This window comes from Ruegeria sp. HKCCD6647-2 (assembly GCF_057221075.1).
This window is the reverse complement of sequence record NZ_JBWVBD010000001.1, coordinates 519,232-535,263: the sequence shown is the minus strand read 5'-3', so window position 1 is coordinate 535,263 and position 16,032 is coordinate 519,232. Positions and strand designations below refer to the sequence as shown.

Below are 16,032 nucleotides of genomic sequence, written 5' to 3'. Positions count from 1 at the left end.
ACCTCAGAACGGGAGCAATGAGTCAAGAATCTGCTGACCGTATCGCGGTTGCTGCACATCTGTGATCTGCCCACGACCGCCATAGGACACCCGCGCCGACGCGATCTTGTCATAAGTGATCTCATTCTGGCGCGAGATGTCCTCGGGCCGAACATATCCGGACACAAGAAGCTCTCGCAGTTCGAAATTCACCCGCAGCTCCTGCGTGCCCGAGATCGACAGAACACCGTTTGGCAAGACGTCAATGACCGTTGCTGCGACCCGGAGCGTCAGCTTTTCTTTGCGTTTGACCGAACCTTTTCCCTTGCTGGACGATTCCGAGTCGATCGAAACAGCCTCGTCCAGGGACGCGCCGGTCGGCAATCGGTCCGCGGCGCGTTGCGGCAGGCCAAAAAGGCTGGGCACGGCGAGGCTTTCCGACCCGACCCGTGACCGGTTTGTGTCATTTGATATCTCTGCCTTCTCATCCAGCTCGATCACGACGGTCAGAATGTCCCCTTTTTTTATCGCGCGTTGATCACCAAGCAGCGAGTGCTGCCCGCCGCTCCACAACGAGGATTGATCGACCGTCCGTTGGGATTGCGTGTGCAGCGGTAGCCCTGGCCAAAGCATCGCAACATGTTCGGGGGATTCGGTATTGGGTGTCAGGCTCGGCGGCTTACCCAAGTGATCCATGCGCCCGCAGGCGGAAACGACAACCAAAGACAATAGCAGGAAAGCGGGAAAATAGGGCATTACTGAACCTCGATTTGACCGTCGGCCCGGATAAGGCCCGTTACTGTGGTACGCGATGACAGATTCATCACGCGGATCCGTTCGCCGACCGCGCCACGCCCAAGGGCCCGTCCCTCTGTCGAGATGGACAACAAGGCGTGACCAAAGACCAGTGTCACCAGATCGTTGCGGTTGACGATTGCAGGTGGGCCGAAATCCGCGGGGCGAATGGGACGACCCGGATAGAGGGCCACGCGCGCCTCCTGCCCGATCAGATCGGACGGCGTTGTGATGGCTCCCGCCGCATCCAGGGCTTTGGTTTCCAGATCCTCTGCCTGAATCACTTCCTTGGCGCGGATGGTTCGGGTTGGAACGACAATCTCGGCCAGCGCGTTTGTGGGAACCATTGCCAGAAACAGAACCAGTCCCCGCATCAGCGCACCTGCGTCGTTGCGCCCATCATCTGATCAACGGCAGAGATGACCTTGGCATTCATTTCATAACCCCGCTGCGCTTCGATCAGTTCGGTGACCTCGCGCACGGCATCGACCGAGCTGTCCTCCAGATACCCTTGCCGCAGCGTGCCCAGCCCGTCTTCACCGGGGGTGCTCACCACAGGTGCGCCCGAAGCCTCAGTTTCCTTGAACAGGTTGCTACCGATAGCCTCGAGACCCTTGGCGTTCGAAAAACTGGCCAACGTGAACTCACCCAGCAACTGGCCCTCGGCAGTGTCGTCGAAATAGGCATAGACCTCTCCCGCCGCATTGATCGATATGGATCGGGCGTCGTCGGGAATGGTGATCTCGGGTGCCACCGCAAAACCGTCCGAAGTCACGATCAACCCTTCGGCTGACCGTTTCAAACTGCCGTCGCGGGTAAAACCGGACTGACCGTTTGGCAGGGTCACTTCCAGGTATCCGCGCCCCTCGATGGCGATATCCAGATCGCTGCCCGTTGCGGACAGAGCGCCCTGTGACAGCTGAACCGTCACCGCTGCGGGGCGAACGCCCAGCCCCAGCTGAACGCCAGTCGGCAGTACCGTCCCATCCGAGGCGTTCACTGTCCCGGCCCGGGCCATTTGCTGATAATGCAGATCGGCAAACTCCGCCCGCCGGGCGTTGTAACCCGTCGTGTTCATGTTCGCGAGGTTGTTCGAAATCGTCTCGACCCGCATCTGCTGCGCGGTCATGCCGGTGGCCGCGATCTTCAATGCACGCATAACCTAATCTCCTTTTCTAATCAGCGCATCAGGGCCTTGAGCGCCCCACGAACCCGTTCATCTTCGGTTTCCAGAAAGCTTTGGCCCAGTTCATACGCGCGTTGGATTTCAACCAACCGGGTGACCTGCTCGATAGCGTTGACGTTCGACCCTTCCAGAAAGCGGTGCAGGACGACAGGTTCTTCGACCGGTTCCACATCGCCCGTCGTGCGGAAGCGCGTATTGCCTTCGCGCACCAGGTCTTTGGGATCAACCACGCGGTAAACGCCGATCTGGCCCAGTAGCTGTCCATCAACGCTCAGCGTGCCGTCGCTGCCGACGTCTATCGTGGCTGCGTCCGGGGGAACGAAAACCGGCGCACCGTTGGTGTCCAGCACGCGCGCGCCATCCATCGCGACCAGATCGCCTTCGGCATTCGGCGAGAAGCTGCCGGCACGGGTCAGACGATTGCCGGCTGGCGTTTCGACCATGAAGAACCCGTTGCCCTCGACAGCAAAGTCGAACTGGCCGCCGGTTTCTGTCAGCACCCCCTGATGCAGCGATGTATTGCGTGCCTCAGCACGGCTCATGGACAGGGACGGGTTACCCGGCATGTCCCGGACGAATTCCGAGAAGACCAGCCCCTGCTGCCGGTATCCGGTGGTGTTGGCATTGGCGATATTGTTCGCGACCAACCTCATTTCGTTCAACAAGCCGGATTGGCGAGAGAGGGTGACATAGGTGGTGTCCATCAGCGACCTCCTGCGATCAAGGGGATGAGGGTCGTGGTGAAAAAGGTCACCAGCGTCTGGGTCATGAATCCCATCGAGATCCAGAACACGATAACAATGGCGATCAGTTTCGGAACGAAGGTCAGTGTCATTTCTTGCACCGAGGTCAGGGCTTGAAACAGACCCACGGCGAGGCCGGATATCAGCGCGACCGCCAGGATCGGGACCGAGGTGATCACCGCGACCCAAAGCGCCTGTCGCACAATGTCATAGAACAGACCTTCGCTCAGCATGGCTCAGACCGGCATCCGCAGGATTTCCTGATAGGCCTCGACCACTTTGTTGCGGACGATCACGGCGGTTTCCACGGCCAGTTCGGCCTGGGCCAGCGCCTGCACCAGCGCATGCGGATCGGCCTGTCCGACCATCGAGCTTTGCGCCGCCTGTTCACTGTGTTTCAGCGTGGCGGCAAAGTCCTGGAAAGTGGAGCGCAACCCTTGAGCCATCCCTTCGTGATCGGGATTGGCCTGCGTTGCGGGGCGCGCGACGGCATAATTCTGTGCCGCGGTCAGCGATCGGATATCCATTCTGGCTGTCCTTTATTTGCGAAGTAGGTCCATCAGACTCGACGACATCTGCCGGGTCTGGTCGAACATCTTGAGGTTGGCTTCGTAGCTGCGTTGCGCCTCACGCGCATCGGCGATCTCAATCATCAGATCGACATTCGAACCGCGGAAATGGCCGCTTGCATCCGCCATCGGATGACTCGGGTCGTAGATGCGCGTCAGGTCGCGCCGATCCAATCTGACCCGCCCGGCCTGCACAGTCATGCGACCGTCCCGCTCGACCGCTTCGAAGGGGACGGTCTTGCGCCGGTAGCCCGGCGTGTCGGCGTTCGAGATGTTTTCGGAGACATGGCGCAGCCGGGTCGCCTGCGCCCGCAACGCGCTGGCGGAAGCAGACAGGGAATGGGAAAAATCGCTCATCTCACCCTCCCTTACCCGCGACCCAAACTGGTGCGCAGCATGCCGATCGAAGATTTGTAGATTGCCAGAGCGCGGTCATGCTGGCGTTTCACCTCGACCGCTTTCAGCATTTCCACTTCCAGCGAAACCCCGTTGCCGTTGGGATCACTCTGCGGGGCAGCGACATATTCTGCCCAGGGCTGAGCAGCGGAGGCGCCGTGCAGGTGACCCTGCCGCGTGGCGACCATTTCGGCCCCGCGCTTAGTATCTTCGAAAGCCGTCTGAAAGGCCTCGATATCCTGCGGGCGGTAAACCGGAGTATCCGCATTGGCCATGTTGCGCGCAATGACAGCTTGCCGTTGTCCGGCATGGGTTGCCATTGCGTACGCTGTCCTAAAGACGTTCAGGTCATTGAACATCGGGGCTTCTCCCTCGATCGATTTCAATCAAGGCTTAACCCCGATTCCTTTAGAAACCGTTTTCGACAAACCAGTTGGAGAACCCGCGATGTCCGATCTCGATCCGATGATTCTGAAATGCGAATTCGACAGGATTTCTGCACTGCGCCATATGGGATGCGTGGCGGGCGTGGCGCATGGGGTGATCGAAATCGACGGTCTGTCCGACACGGCGCGGATCGGGGATCACCTGATTCTGCGTCGTCGCAAAGGGCGGGACCTCGCGGGCGAGGTGTTGCACGTCGAATCGGACAGGGTGCATATGCTGCCCGGTTCTGCGCCAGACGGGGTATCTCTGGGTGATCCGGTGGTGTTGCAACCTGTTGCGGCATTTGCTCCGGGGATGCATTGGCTCGGGCGAGTCGTTGATCCATTTGGTCGACCACTTGACGGTAAACCGCTGTTAGGTGGCCCGCAGGAGGGTGACATGTTGCGCGCGCCGCCGCCTGCTGTTGCGCGCAGACCGCTGGGTGAGCGGATGGAAACCGGGTTGGCGGTTCTAAATACCATGCTGCCCATCGTACGCGGACAGCGCATCGGCCTGTTCGCTGGCTCTGGCGTTGGCAAGTCCACTCTGCTGGCCACGCTGGCGCGCGAGATGCAGGCAGATGCTGTGGTTGTCGCATTGGTTGGTGAACGCGGGCGCGAAGTGAATGAGTTTGTCCAGCGCGCTTTGGGGACTGAAGGGATGAAGCGGTCGGTGGTCGTGGCCGCGACTTCGGATCAGTCGGCGCTGGCGCGTCGCCGTTGTGCCTGGTCGGCGATGTCCGTGGCTGAGTATCTGCGCGATCAGGGTCTGAATGTCCTGTTCCTGGCCGATTCGGTGACACGGTTTGCCGAAGCGCACAGGGAAATCGCTGCGGCCATGGGCGAGGCACCTTCGCTGCGTGGCTATCCTCCATCCGTGACACCGATGATTGCCAACCTGTGCGAACGCGCGGGACCGGGCACAGCGGATCAAGGTGACATTACGGCGGTATTCAGCGTTCTGGTTGCAGGCTCAGACATGGATGAGCCCGTTGCAGATATCCTGCGAGGGGTTCTGGACGGTCATATCGTCCTGAGCCGCGACATTGCCGAACGCGGGCGGTTTCCGGCGATTGACCTCAGCCGATCGGTTTCGCGCAGCCTGCCGGAAGCAGCAACCGACGAGGAAAACCGCATGATCTCGGAAACCCGCAAACTGGTCGGCAGTTACGAACAATCCGAAGTGATGATCAAAGCCGGTCTTTACGCCGAGGGCGCCGACCCGTTGCTGGATCAGGCGGTTCGGGTGCATGAGGAATTGGATGCGTTTTTCGGCAGACCTGAATCGGACGGGATCGAAAACAGTTTCAACAGGCTGTCACTGATCCTGCGTCGGGCACATGCAGGGCTGGCCAGATAATGCGAAAAACGAGACAGTTTTAAGTGTTAAGTCCACCTTAAGACCTGCCCTGCTACCCCGGTAGACGGGTGATATGAAGGTGGTGGAGATGGGTGCGCAATCCAATGCGGCGCCAATCATCATCAAGAAGAAGCGTGTATCGGGTGGCGAAGGCCATCACGGAGGTGCGTGGAAAGTCGCGTATGCTGACTTTGTCACGGCCATGATGGCTTTCTTCATGTTGATGTGGCTGCTGAACGCAACAACGGAAAAGCAACGAAAGGGGCTGGCCGACTACTTTTCGCCCACGATTCCGGTCAATCCGGTTTCGGGCGGCGGTGACGGCGCCTTTGGCGGCAACAACATGTTTTCCGAAAAAACTCTGGTCATGGACGGATCGGGTGCCACCAAGCGCAACCCGACCAGAGCCAGGGAGGCCCGAGGTTCGACCGGCGTTGACGACAAAGGCGGAGGCCAGCACGTGTCCGAGGATTTTTCGTCGCTCGAGGCGCACCTGCTGGGTCGCACGGGAGAGAGCGTGGTTTCTGACAAATTGCTGAAACACATCATTACGCGCGTCACGGATGAGGGGTTGGTAGTCGAGATCTTCGATACCGAAGATCAGCCATTGTTCGCCTCAGGCTCAGACAAGCCGACGGACATGCTGCGGGCATTGGCGTTGTTGATCACTCGATCGTCGGACCTTGTGACGAACGCTGTCGCAGTGGAGGGGCATGTGCGGTCTGAACCGCTGGTGCTTGCAAAAAACCCGTCCTGGGATCTGTCGACATCGCGCGCTCGGGTGGTGCGTCAGATGTTGCAGAACAAGGGAATGGCGGCACAGCGGTTTGATCGCGTAGCCGGTCATGCGGACCGGGAACTGGTGGCGGAAAACCCGATGGCACCACGCAACAACCGGATTGAAATCATCTTCCTGAGAAACCCGTGATCCAAAACTATATTGCGCATTTTACCTGTTAGCGCGCTGTTAAGGCCCAGCGCGTTACCTGTTGCAGCAACGATTGACGCAACAGAAGGGCGTGCCGATGACCATTTCCTCTTCGCTGAATGCCGGTGTGGCGGCGTTGAAAGCCAATGCCAACAGGCTGGCCACCATTTCAGACAACATCGCCAATTCGTCGACATTCGGGTACAAGCGGGTCGAGACCGACTTTCACTCCATGGTCACTTCCGGCCAGGGCGGCAGCTATTCCGCCGGGGGTGTCAGAACCACGAGCCAGCGCATGATCGATCAGCGCGGATCCTTGGTGACCACAAACAACTCTACCGATTTGGCCGTCCGCGGGCGCGGTATGCTGCCGGTGCGGCCCAGCTCCCAAATCGGGACCGGGTCAAGTGAAATGCAGCTGACCACCACCGGGTCCTTTCGCACGAATGAAGAAGGGTATCTTGTGACAGAATCCGGTCTTGTGCTGTTGGGTTGGCCCGCAGCAGCAGACGGATCGATCCCCAGCGTGCCCCGCGATACGCCTGCTGCACTGGTGCCAATTCAATTGAGCGTCAATCAGCTTTCGGGTTCCCCCACGACCGGTATGAACTTGCGGATGAACTTGCCCGCCACTGCAACCGAAGCCGGCGCCCCAGGCGACGTTCAGCCATTGTCGGTGGAGTATTTCGACAATCTGGGCAAATCCGAGAGCGTCAACATAGAGTTGACTCCCACAGTTCCGGCAAACGGGTCCAGCAATGAATGGACCCTGACCATGCGGGATTCAGCCTCGGGCGGCGCGGTAATTGGCGAATACACCCTGACTTTTACCGACAGCCGGACAGCAGGCGGAACGCTTGCCAGCGTCACGGCCGTTTCCGGGGGTGCATATGATCCGGCAACCGGCAGTTTCGTCGTGAACGTGGCGGGCGGGCCGATGGAGGTCAATATCGGCCAGATCGGTGATACGGACGGCATCACGCAGTTGTCGGATACGTTCGCCCCGGTTTCGATCACCCGCGACGGCTCGGCCGTCGGGACGATGACCAGCGTTCAGGTTGATGAAAAGGGCTATGTTTACGCCTTCTATGACACTGGCGTCAGCCGCCGCATGTTCCAGATCCCACTGGCCGATGTGCCGAACCCCAACGGCCTGACGGCGTTGGACAGCCAGACCTATGCCCCATCGCGGGAAAGTGGGACGTTTTTTCTTTGGAATGCCGGAGAAGGCCCAACGGGTGATCTGGTTGCCTTCGCGCGTGAGGAATCGACCACGGATGTCGCGACGGAACTCACTTCGATGATCCAGACACAGCGGGCGTATTCCTCCAGCGCCAAGGTAATCCAGACAGTGGATGAGATGCTGCAGGAAACAACCAATATCAAACGCTGATCCAGGGCTGACCGGCGGAAAGGAACTGATCCATGAACATGTCGACGGCACTGAGCAACGCACTGGGCGGGTTAAGCGCGGCCAGCCGCGGCGCGGCGGTTGTTTCGGGCAACATCGCCAACGCCCTGACGCCAGGCTATGCGCGCCGGACCCTTGAATTGGCGACCAGCCCTGTTTCCGGCAACGGGGTTCGCGTGGTCGGAATCACGCGCCACCAGGACCCCGTGCTTTTGGCCAACCGCCGCGCGACGGATACTGACATGGCCAACAGGTCAGCCATATCAGGGTTCCAGTCGGGGTTCGAAAAACTGGTTGGCAGCGCGACGGAACCAACCTCGATCGCCGCCCGCCTTGCGGGTTTTGAAGGCAGCCTGATCACGGCTGCCAGCCTGCCAGGTTCTGCCGAGCGTCTGGATCAGGTTGCGCGCGCGGGCAGTGAATTGTCGAAAGCGCTGAACGCATCCTCGGAGGGATTAAGGCAAATGCGCTCTGACGCCGACAGAACCATTGGCGATCAGGTCAAAACGCTGAACCAGAGACTCAAGGATATCGAAGCGCTGAATGCAAAAATTCCCTCTGTGCGAAATTCCGGAGGCGACGTCGGCGGATTGCTGGATCAGCGGCAGGTGTTGATCGACAAAGTGAACGAACTCATACCCGTCAACGTCATCGCCCGCGAAAACGACAGGGTTTCACTGTATTCGGATGGCGGCCTCATCCTGTTGGAAGGAAAGGCAGCCGAGTTTTCGTTCTCCACTACCGGTGAGACGATGCCTCACATGACAGTCGGCAACGGGCTGTTGTCCGGCCTCGAGGTCAACGGCCAGCCTGTTCGGGTCAGTGGAGATTATGCCCAGATTCGGGGCGGTGCCCTTGTGGCACAATTTGAGATTCGTGATGAGTTGGCCGTTGAAGCGCAGGCAAATCTGGACGCCGTTGCCCGTGATCTGATCGAGCGGCTTGAGGCACCGGGTCTGGATCCAACGGTTACAGCGGCGGATGCAGGCCTGTTCACCGACGGCGGTAACAGGTTTAACGCGGCAGCTCAAATTGGTCTGGCATCACGGATCGAACTCAATGCGGCCGTTGATCCGGACACGGGCGGCGCAAGTTGGAAACTGCGTGACGGACTTGGCGCCATAACTCCAGGTGATCCGGGCAATGCCTCTCTACTGCAAGCGTTCAGAGCGATTCTTGACACCGGCCGCGCGGTGACAGGTGCCAGCTTTGGAACCGGTAATATGCGTGCGGCAGAAGTCTCTGAAGCGTTGTTGTCTAAAGCGGGGACAGATGCGCATGTTGCCAACCAACGCAAAACTTTTGCCGCCAGCGCCCAGCTTGAGATGGAAAAAGTCGTGGCCGAGCAGGGCGTGGACAGCGATCAGGAGCTCCAGCGCATGATGCAGATCGAACAGACATACGCGGCAAATGCGAGGATCATCGCGGTGGTCGATGAACTGATGGAAACTCTGCTGAGGCTTTGATCATGACACTGAATTCTATTGGCGATCTGGCGCGGGGATTGACCCTGAGAGCGCGCAGCACCGAAATCAAATCCCAGATCGAAACCCTGTCATATGAAATGTCCACCGGACAGGTGCAGGACGTCTCGGGCAGATTGGGTGGCGATTTTTCACACTTGCTCGATCTGGATCACAAGCTGGCGCGGCTGGACGCCTTTGGCGTTGCAACCGCCGAGGCGCACCTGTTCACCGATGCGATGCAACTCAGCATGACGACGTTCAGCGATTCCATCGGTGAGCTGTCCGCCTCGCTGCTGGCGTTTGGGACCGCAAACCAGACGGTAACCCATGAGCAAGCCTCGGTTCAGGCTCGCAATGAGCTCGACACACTGGTCTCGGCTCTCAACACGCGGGTCGGCGGGCGCAGCCTGTATTCTGGCACAGCGACCGATGTGTCACCCTTGCCGCCGGCCGAAACGCTACTGAACGCCCTGCAAACCGAATTGACAGGTATTACTACCGCAGCGGGCATCCGTCAGGCTGCTGAGAACTGGTTCAACAATCCAGCCGGGTTCAACGCCGTCATCTATCAAGGGTCCGCGACATCGCTGACACCCATGCAGATCTCGGACAAAGAAAGGATAGACCTTCCGATCACGGCGATCGATCCCGCCTTCAAGGCAGCTCTGCGCGATGTCGCTGTCGCCGCGCTTGTGTCTGACAGCGCGCTCAACCTGGCGCCAGGCCAAAGGACCGCGTTGTTCACTCAGTTGGGTGTAGGCCTCGCGAACACCCAGGACGAAACTGTCAAACTGCGTGCACAAGTTGGCGTGGCAGAGGCCCGTGTCGAACAGGCGGCCACGCGAAACGCAGCGGAACAAACCAGTGCGAAACACGCCCGTAGTGCATTGATCGAGGCGGATCCATATGAAACTGCCGCGCGATTGCAAACCGTACAGTTTCAGTTGGAAAGCCTCTATTCCGTAACGGTTCGCAACGCCAGTCTTTCGCTGGTGAATTTCCTGAGATGAGAGTTCTTCTATTCCTATTGATGCTGTTGCCCTGCCTGGCCAACGCCGGCGCGATCCGATTGAAAGATCTGGTGGATTTCGACGGAGTGCGCGGTAACGATCTCGTCGGTTACGGACTGGTTGTCGGGCTGAACGGGACCGGGGATGGGTTGCGCAATTCACCTTTCACCGAAGAAATCATGTCCAATATTCTGGAAAGGCTGGGCGTAAACGTGACCGGAGAGGACTTCCGGCCAAAAAACGTTGCTGCAGTGCTCGTCACCGCGACTCTGCCGCCTTTTTCCCGGGTCGGCAGCCAGATCGACATAACGGTTTCCGCCATCGGAGACAGCAAAAGCCTGCTGGGTGGTACGCTGGTCATGACACCGCTGAACGCCGCCGACGGGCAGATCTACGCGGTGGCACAAGGCACGGTTCTGGCCGGTGGCGCCGTAGCCGAAGGCGAAGCGGCCTCGGTCACGCGCGGTGTTCCGACATCGGGTGTCGTCCCCTCCGGCGCGCGGGTCGAGCGGGAAATAGACTTCGAACTGTCCGCACTCACCCAGCTCAGGCTGGCGCTGCGGGAGCCGGATTTCACAACGGCAGGCCGCATTGAGGTGGCAATCAACACAGAATTCAATCGCGCCGTCGCAATAATGCGGGATTCCGGCACGGTCGAACTGAACATCTCTGCGACCCAGTCCATTTCAACCGCGCATGCCATCGGCCGCATTGAGAATATTCTGGTACAACCTGAAAGCAAAGCCCGAGTGGTGGTTGACCAAAGGTCCGGCACTATTGTCATGGGGCAAGACGTGCGGATCTCGCGTGTGGCTGTATCGCAGGGCAACCTGACCCTGACGGTCGAAGAAGCGCCGATTGCTGTTCAGCCCAATCCCTTCGCTCGCGGCGAAACAGTTGTCGTTCCGCGCACGATCGCCGGCATCGAAGAGGATGAGGGCACCGGGCTGGCCGAGATACCCGAGGCCACCACCCTGTCCGAAGTTGTTGCCGGTTTGAACGCACTTGGGGTGTCACCCCGCGACATGATCGACATATTGAAAACGATCAAAGCCGCGGGTGCATTACATGCCGAGTTCGTGGTGCGGTGACAAATCCGGCATCGAATAAACGCGATGGCGGGAAAAATACCCCCGCTCCGTCATCACTTTGATTTCCAGCTGTCCAGCCACCGCCGGACCCTACTGCCACGCTCTTCGATCGCGTCACCGGCGGCGTACAGACCGTCTTCGACGCTTTCCAACATCGGGTCAATGCGGCGCTGCCGGAACCGGCGCCACCGCACCCAAAGCGCCCAGACGATGGCAAAGAACACCGTCAGGAAGATGATGTTGAACCACGGGATCAGCCGCACGTCAGGGCTGTCCACTGGTCGCACAGACACCACGTTGGGAAAGATCGACATAAGCTGATTGCGCCAGCCATAGTGGCGCAAAACTACCCATTGCGGGCTGTCTGCGGTCGACACAAGATTGGTTAGTTCCGCCTGCAGATTCGAGCTGTCGAGCTTGAAATAGGGCGGCCAACCCCAACCGGTATCCTCGTTCCGATAGACGCGCGGCTTTCCGTTGGGGCGGAAGGTTTCGACAAAGCGTACATCACGGTTGACTGCTTGGGCGGTTTCCTGCCCCGTGTCCTGCTGCGCCCAGAAGATCGAATTCTCACCGAAATCAACCCTCCGCACCTCGGTCTTAACGATCCGCACCACATCCTGCTGCGGCAGCGTGTATTCCAGCACTGAGGCGACCAAGCCCCAGAAAATTATGATGAACGCCCACTTAACATAGACCATCTATCCGGCCCTCATTTGAAATTGGTAATGTAGATCAGCAGGGCAATTGCCCCAAGCGGGACAACGTAAACACCCAGCAACAGCTTTTTGCGAAAGGAGTTTTCATACTTCCTCAACCCGCGCGCGACAAAGGCGTCACGATCGCCTGTCATCCCTTTTTTTTCCCAATGCGCGATCAATTTACGCCGCCGCACCAAGCGGGAATAAACCGATAAGCCGAAATAGATCACCGTTAAAATGATCAGCAGCGGGATCAGAAAGCGGAGTGCGACGAACATTTAGTTTCTCCCTACAGCGCCCCAGGGTCCGACGCGGGCGATGATCTCATCGCTGACTCTGTCGTTGCCGCTCATGTCCGGCTCATGACCGAACAAAGCGGCGCGGGCGCCTGCCTTGTCCACCTGATACTCGCGCGCGAGGAAGTCGGCAACATAGGCTTTCTTGGTCTCGGGCCACGTTTTGTAGGTGTTGTAGAACAGTTCCTTATGGCAGATGAACATCTGGCGCGGGTCCAGGGGTGCCAGCTCGGCCAGCAGCATGTTCACCAGATCGCGGTTCGGCGTATCGGACGCCCGCAGCGTATAAAAATATGCCGGATGATCTGACGTGATGCGCGGCCATGGCCCGCCATCGGTGGCCCAGCGCAGCAGTTGCGCGAGGCCGTGATAGGCCTCGGGTAAACGGTCAGAGTGGTTGCGGGCCAGGCGCCGCATATCGCTGCGATCCAGTTCCGTCAGATCGAGATCAGCATCCGCGGCCGCGTCAACAGTCAGAAAGTCCATCTTCTGCTGCAAGATTGCGGCTGCATCCACACCACGAGCTTTCACAATCGGTTCGACCAGATCGTTGTAGGTCAGGAACTTGGCGATCTGGTTCCGCTGCGACGGGGCAAAAACACACTTGATTGGCAAGTCGTCGGGCTTGTCGCCCATGCAGATCGCTGCCGGGTGATCCAGATCCGGGAACAGGTAGAGCCCGCCGAAATGCGCCGTCCAGAAATTGCGCTGTTCGAACGCCGTGTGGCGAAGACGGACGGGATTGCGGGTGACGTCTCCGGTTTCCTTGGCGGTTTCGATCATCTTCGCGATCAATACATCGTCAAACCAGGCGTCCTCTTTTGTCTTGAACCGCTCGACCATGCCTGCGAGTTGCTGCGCCTTGCGCAGGGTGCCGCCTGCGGTATCCGCTTCGATCTCGATCTTGCTCAGGTTCAGCAGATCGCGCGGGGTGGTGAGTTTGAAGACCGAGTTCACCAGCTCTCCGGCCACCGCATCGGTGGCGGTCAGGGCAAATAACTGCGCCTCGTTCATCTCGATGAATTCGCGCAGAATATCGCGCGAGGTCGAGAATTTGACGTTTAGCAAAGGCGCGCGTTTCTGCTCGGTCGTCAGCAGAATGAACTGCCGGTTGACCCCGTTGGGATTGAGGTAAAGCTCGTCCTCCAGCTCAATCCCCACCTCCGGCGAATAGCCCGAGATATCGACATGGAAATCCGTCAACGCCGTGGTCTTGCCCGCCAGATGCTGCAACGCGCGGTTATACCGCTCGACCAGAGCCGGGCTGGAGATGTGGACGAGGTTGCCGAACATCAGGCCTTTTTCGATGAGGCGGATCATCGCTCAACCCGACCGTCGCTGCGAATCTTGTTACTAATCACGATTGCACCACTTTTGTTGCGCGCCGTCTCTCAGAATACGCGATTTGTACGATCCTGATCAGCAACAAAGGCACCCAATAGAATGCCGTCCCCAAGACCAGAATAAGGAAGTCCCTGGGGAGTAGAACGCGCGCACCTACCAAACTAGATGCAATTTGGAGAACAGATAGACCAACGCCCACGCTTAAGCTTCCCAGCAAGAACCTTTTTAACCCTAGCCATGACTTTCGTTCATTGTTAACAATCCAACCCGGTGCAAAAAAGCAAAGTAGGAGTATGGTCAGCCCTGTAAGAACTCCAAACACTGTCACCCCTTTCCCTCCAGATACCGCCGCTTGGCCTCTTCCATTCGGCCCATCTCGCGCACCGCGTTCTCGATGGCGACCTCGTCGCTCTTGTCGGCATAGCGGAATTCGCTGTCGGCGTAGCGGTTGATCTCTTGCATCACCATTTCCACCGTGATCGGCTGGCGCAGGTCCTCGATCATCGCCTTCTTGGTGTCGTAGTCGCGGAACAGGAACAGGTCAGGGTTCTCCATCCATTCGTCAGGCAGTTCGAAATCCATCGCGCGGACCTTGACCGCGTCGGTGATGTTCTTGATCGCGCGACCAGTAAAGCGCTCATCCGCCTGCTGGATCGCCTTGAGGTAGGTGCCCAGTTTGGCGATGGTGTCCATCTGGCCGATATCGCCGGAGACCCGGTCGTAAACCTGCAGCAAGGCGTCCTCATGCGGGCGGGAATGACTTTCGAAGCTGGCGGCAACGGCCTTTTTGATTTCCTGCGCGGCGTAGGCTTCATGCTCGCCCAGCGGAATGTCGTGGTTGCGGCCCATCAGCAGGTGCAGGATGTCGATGTAATCCTCGCGCGTCTGCGGCCCGTCCACCAGGAACCGCGCGCCGGCGCGCTGACGCAGGGCGTCGTCCACATTCTCGGGATAGTTCGAGAACATGCCAAAGGTGCAGTTGCCGCGCACGACGGTGTTGGCACCCGCAAAGCTCTCCATCAACACAGCTGTGATTTCCAACTGCCCGGCTGACGACTGCCGGTCGCCGCGTTTGCCCGCCAGTTGGTCGATATCGTCGATGGTGCCGAAACCGATGACCGAGGGGTCGATGATCGTGTTGATAAAGGCCTTGGCGTTCTGGCCGGATTTGCCCTGATAGCTGTCGATATTGTCGGTGCTCAGGTTCTGATAGCGAAACGGATAGCCCGCGTTCTGGCAATAGTCGTTGATCAGCCCGGCCATCATCTGGATCAGGGTCGTCTTGCCGGTGCCCGGCTTGCCGTCGCCCATGAAGGTGAAGATGAAGCCACCGAGTTCCGCGAACGGGTTCAGGCGGCGGTCAAAATCATAGGCCATCACCATCTTGGCCAGCTTCATGGCCTGATACTTGGCGATATGGTTGCCCACCACCTCGTTCGGTTTCTTGAATGTCATGGTCAGGGTGGTGGATTTGGCTTTTGAGGCCGGTTCAAAGCCCCGGATCGTCAGGTCATCGGCCTCGATATGCCAGGCGGCGTTCTGGAACGGGGCCAGATGGCCTGCCGTCTGCGCTCGCAGGGCGGCTTTCTCCATCAATTGCTCGGCATAAGCACTGGTCGCCGCAATCAGATGGGCGTCGTCGGGGGCGTGTTTGGCCAGCGTTTGGTCCAACTCCCACAGCGCGCCGTGCAGGGCGAGTTGGCCGTTGTCGGTCAGAACCTCTTCGATCTCACCGATATCGGCAGTCGTCTCGCCCAGATGCGACGACATCAGATAGGCCAGCGCATTGCCGAAAGCGTGCGAGGTGATCAGGGCCTCTGCCGTCAGCAGTTCCGAGAACTCAGCCTTGCGGGCGGCAGGCAGATCTCCGGCCAAATTCGCACGTTTGAGATCGGCCAGCGGGGTCTGTTCCGCATATGCCTCGGCTACGGCCAGAGCGATGGCTATGGCACGGCGGATTGCCTGCTGCGTTGTCGCCTGAGGCGGCGAGACCAATGCATCCCCATCATCCGAGGCCTCGATCCGTTCAACCAGATGCACTCCGTCAGCGCGCACCGTGCGCCGCGTCACCAACCCCGGTGTCGTCGACCGAAACCGCCGTCCGGTCGATACACCCGGTGACCGTTCAACAGCGGCCTCAACAGGCTTCGCAATCCGTGGCGCATGTTCGAACCCATTCAGCAAGGCCGTCGCCGCCGGATAATGCTTGCGAATGTCGTCTTCGCGCAATTCCATCTGATCTGACGTCAAACTCATCTCAAAACCGCCCTTGCTTCATCTTTTCAAAAATACTCTCGTCCCACTGCCCGACAGGATCCTGAAAGGGTCTGTA

The 16,032-nt window shown here is 59.0% G+C and carries 18 protein-coding genes; 6 read left to right on the top strand and 12 right to left on the bottom strand.

The features are described 5' to 3' along the window. Positions 1-3: 3 nt before the first annotated feature. Genes flgH through AC2TDJ_RS02520 form a run of 8 tightly spaced genes read right to left on the bottom strand, consistent with a single transcriptional unit; the run spans position 4 to position 4,027 of the window. The gene (flgH, locus tag AC2TDJ_RS02555; RefSeq protein WP_480838930.1) at positions 4-735 is read right to left on the bottom strand and encodes a flagellar basal body L-ring protein FlgH; all 732 of its coding nucleotides are present in this window, start codon (positions 733-735) and stop codon (positions 4-6) included. Beyond that, a complete protein-coding gene (gene flgA, locus AC2TDJ_RS02550; RefSeq protein WP_480838928.1) occupies positions 735-1,148 on the bottom strand; it encodes a flagellar basal body P-ring formation chaperone FlgA in 414 nt (137 codons plus the stop codon). The genes flgH and flgA overlap by 1 nt, the downstream gene beginning before the upstream one ends. Then, a complete protein-coding gene (flgG, locus tag AC2TDJ_RS02545) occupies positions 1,148-1,933 on the bottom strand; it encodes a flagellar basal-body rod protein FlgG (protein WP_480838927.1) in 786 nt (261 codons plus the stop codon). The genes flgA and flgG overlap by 1 nt, the downstream gene beginning before the upstream one ends. Before the next feature lie 20 nt (positions 1,934-1,953). Further along, the gene (locus tag AC2TDJ_RS02540) at positions 1,954-2,664 is read right to left on the bottom strand and encodes a flagellar hook-basal body complex protein (RefSeq protein WP_480838925.1); all 711 of its coding nucleotides are present in this window, start codon (positions 2,662-2,664) and stop codon (positions 1,954-1,956) included. Continuing rightward, positions 2,664-2,936: a flagellar biosynthetic protein FliQ gene (locus tag AC2TDJ_RS02535; RefSeq protein ID WP_480838923.1), complete on the bottom strand. Its 273-nt coding sequence runs from the start codon at positions 2,934-2,936 to the stop codon at positions 2,664-2,666. The genes AC2TDJ_RS02540 and AC2TDJ_RS02535 overlap by 1 nt, the downstream gene beginning before the upstream one ends. Positions 2,937-2,939: 3 nt before the next feature. Next, positions 2,940-3,230 carry a flagellar hook-basal body complex protein FliE gene (gene fliE, locus AC2TDJ_RS02530; protein WP_480838921.1) on the bottom strand — a complete coding sequence of 97 codons (291 nt, stop codon included), beginning with the start codon at positions 3,228-3,230 and terminating at the stop codon, positions 2,940-2,942. A gap of 12 nt (positions 3,231-3,242) precedes the next feature. After that, the gene (gene flgC, locus AC2TDJ_RS02525; RefSeq protein WP_480838919.1) at positions 3,243-3,629 is read right to left on the bottom strand and encodes a flagellar basal body rod protein FlgC; all 387 of its coding nucleotides are present in this window, start codon (positions 3,627-3,629) and stop codon (positions 3,243-3,245) included. An 11-nt stretch (positions 3,630-3,640) separates the two neighbouring features. Further along, on the bottom strand, positions 3,641-4,027 hold the full coding sequence (locus tag AC2TDJ_RS02520) for a FlgB family protein (protein WP_480838917.1): 387 nt from the start codon (positions 4,025-4,027) through the stop codon (positions 3,641-3,643). 106 nt (positions 4,028-4,133) lie between these two features. Here AC2TDJ_RS02520 and AC2TDJ_RS02515 point away from each other — a divergent pair, with 106 nt between their 5' ends. The 6 genes from AC2TDJ_RS02515 to AC2TDJ_RS02490 all read left to right on the top strand — a co-directional run bounded on the left by AC2TDJ_RS02515 (position 4,134) and on the right by AC2TDJ_RS02490 (position 11,359). Then, a complete protein-coding gene (locus AC2TDJ_RS02515; RefSeq protein WP_480840196.1) occupies positions 4,134-5,453 on the top strand; it encodes a FliI/YscN family ATPase in 1,320 nt (439 codons plus the stop codon). Positions 5,454-5,541: 88 nt separating this feature from the next. Beyond that, positions 5,542-6,381: a flagellar motor protein MotB gene (locus AC2TDJ_RS02510; protein WP_480838915.1), complete on the top strand. Its 840-nt coding sequence runs from the start codon at positions 5,542-5,544 to the stop codon at positions 6,379-6,381. A gap of 97 nt (positions 6,382-6,478) precedes the next feature. Continuing rightward, a complete protein-coding gene (locus tag AC2TDJ_RS02505) occupies positions 6,479-7,774 on the top strand; it encodes a flagellar hook protein FlgE (protein ID WP_480838913.1) in 1,296 nt (431 codons plus the stop codon). 32 nt (positions 7,775-7,806) lie between these two features. Further along, positions 7,807-9,258 carry a flagellar hook-associated protein FlgK gene (gene flgK / locus AC2TDJ_RS02500; protein WP_480838911.1) on the top strand — a complete coding sequence of 484 codons (1,452 nt, stop codon included), beginning with the start codon at positions 7,807-7,809 and terminating at the stop codon, positions 9,256-9,258. 2 nt (positions 9,259-9,260) lie between these two features. Beyond that, positions 9,261-10,268 (top strand): flagellin, encoded by a 1,008-nt coding sequence (locus AC2TDJ_RS02495; protein WP_480838909.1) that lies wholly within the window; start codon positions 9,261-9,263, stop codon positions 10,266-10,268. After that, positions 10,265-11,359 carry a flagellar basal body P-ring protein FlgI gene (locus AC2TDJ_RS02490; protein ID WP_480838907.1) on the top strand — a complete coding sequence of 365 codons (1,095 nt, stop codon included), beginning with the start codon at positions 10,265-10,267 and terminating at the stop codon, positions 11,357-11,359. The genes AC2TDJ_RS02495 and AC2TDJ_RS02490 overlap by 4 nt, the downstream gene beginning before the upstream one ends. Positions 11,360-11,412: 53 nt before the next feature. Here AC2TDJ_RS02490 and AC2TDJ_RS02485 read toward each other — a convergent pair whose 3' ends face one another. The 4 genes from AC2TDJ_RS02485 to AC2TDJ_RS02470 all read right to left on the bottom strand — a co-directional run bounded on the left by AC2TDJ_RS02485 (position 11,413) and on the right by AC2TDJ_RS02470 (position 15,956). Continuing rightward, on the bottom strand, positions 11,413-12,060 hold the full coding sequence (locus AC2TDJ_RS02485) for a DUF1523 family protein (protein WP_480838905.1): 648 nt from the start codon (positions 12,058-12,060) through the stop codon (positions 11,413-11,415). 11 nt (positions 12,061-12,071) lie between these two features. Further along, positions 12,072-12,338 carry a hypothetical protein gene (locus tag AC2TDJ_RS02480; RefSeq protein ID WP_480838903.1) on the bottom strand — a complete coding sequence of 89 codons (267 nt, stop codon included), beginning with the start codon at positions 12,336-12,338 and terminating at the stop codon, positions 12,072-12,074. Then, the gene (locus AC2TDJ_RS02475) at positions 12,339-13,676 is read right to left on the bottom strand and encodes a DUF6638 family protein (protein WP_480838901.1); all 1,338 of its coding nucleotides are present in this window, start codon (positions 13,674-13,676) and stop codon (positions 12,339-12,341) included. Positions 13,677-14,024: 348 nt separating this feature from the next. Continuing rightward, a complete protein-coding gene (locus AC2TDJ_RS02470; RefSeq protein ID WP_480838899.1) occupies positions 14,025-15,956 on the bottom strand; it encodes an AAA family ATPase in 1,932 nt (643 codons plus the stop codon). Between the last annotated feature and the right edge of the window lie 76 nt (positions 15,957-16,032).

What these genes read in the sequence shown, in the direction of transcription:
- flgA (WP_480838928.1), bottom strand. Translation starts at nt 1,148, where the DNA reads ATGCGGGGACTGGTTCTGTTTCTGGCAATGGTTCCCACAAACGCGCTG.
- AC2TDJ_RS02540 (WP_480838925.1), bottom strand. Translation starts at nt 2,664, where the DNA reads ATGGACACCACCTATGTCACCCTCTCTCGCCAATCCGGCTTGTTGAAC.
- AC2TDJ_RS02520 (WP_480838917.1), bottom strand. Translation starts at nt 4,027, where the DNA reads ATGTTCAATGACCTGAACGTCTTTAGGACAGCGTACGCAATGGCAACC.
- AC2TDJ_RS02470 (WP_480838899.1), bottom strand. Translation starts at nt 15,956, where the DNA reads ATGAGTTTGACGTCAGATCAGATGGAATTGCGCGAAGACGACATTCGC.
- flgK (WP_480838911.1), top strand. Translation starts at nt 7,807, where the DNA reads ATGAACATGTCGACGGCACTGAGCAACGCACTGGGCGGGTTAAGCGCG.
- fliE (WP_480838921.1), bottom strand. Translation starts at nt 3,230, where the DNA reads ATGGATATCCGATCGCTGACCGCGGCACAGAATTATGCCGTCGCGCGC.
- flgH (WP_480838930.1), bottom strand. Translation starts at nt 735, where the DNA reads ATGCCCTATTTTCCCGCTTTCCTGCTATTGTCTTTGGTTGTCGTTTCC.
- AC2TDJ_RS02480 (WP_480838903.1), bottom strand. Translation starts at nt 12,338, where the DNA reads ATGTTCGTCGCACTCCGCTTTCTGATCCCGCTGCTGATCATTTTAACG.
- AC2TDJ_RS02515 (WP_480840196.1), top strand. Translation starts at nt 4,134, where the DNA reads ATGATTCTGAAATGCGAATTCGACAGGATTTCTGCACTGCGCCATATG.
- flgG (WP_480838927.1), bottom strand. Translation starts at nt 1,933, where the DNA reads ATGCGTGCATTGAAGATCGCGGCCACCGGCATGACCGCGCAGCAGATG.
- flgC (WP_480838919.1), bottom strand. Translation starts at nt 3,629, where the DNA reads ATGAGCGATTTTTCCCATTCCCTGTCTGCTTCCGCCAGCGCGTTGCGG.
- AC2TDJ_RS02485 (WP_480838905.1), bottom strand. Translation starts at nt 12,060, where the DNA reads ATGGTCTATGTTAAGTGGGCGTTCATCATAATTTTCTGGGGCTTGGTC.
- AC2TDJ_RS02495 (WP_480838909.1), top strand. Translation starts at nt 9,261, where the DNA reads ATGACACTGAATTCTATTGGCGATCTGGCGCGGGGATTGACCCTGAGA.
- AC2TDJ_RS02475 (WP_480838901.1), bottom strand. Translation starts at nt 13,676, where the DNA reads ATGATCCGCCTCATCGAAAAAGGCCTGATGTTCGGCAACCTCGTCCAC.
- AC2TDJ_RS02510 (WP_480838915.1), top strand. Translation starts at nt 5,542, where the DNA reads ATGGGTGCGCAATCCAATGCGGCGCCAATCATCATCAAGAAGAAGCGT.
- AC2TDJ_RS02490 (WP_480838907.1), top strand. Translation starts at nt 10,265, where the DNA reads ATGAGAGTTCTTCTATTCCTATTGATGCTGTTGCCCTGCCTGGCCAAC.
- AC2TDJ_RS02535 (WP_480838923.1), bottom strand. Translation starts at nt 2,936, where the DNA reads ATGCTGAGCGAAGGTCTGTTCTATGACATTGTGCGACAGGCGCTTTGG.
- AC2TDJ_RS02505 (WP_480838913.1), top strand. Translation starts at nt 6,479, where the DNA reads ATGACCATTTCCTCTTCGCTGAATGCCGGTGTGGCGGCGTTGAAAGCC.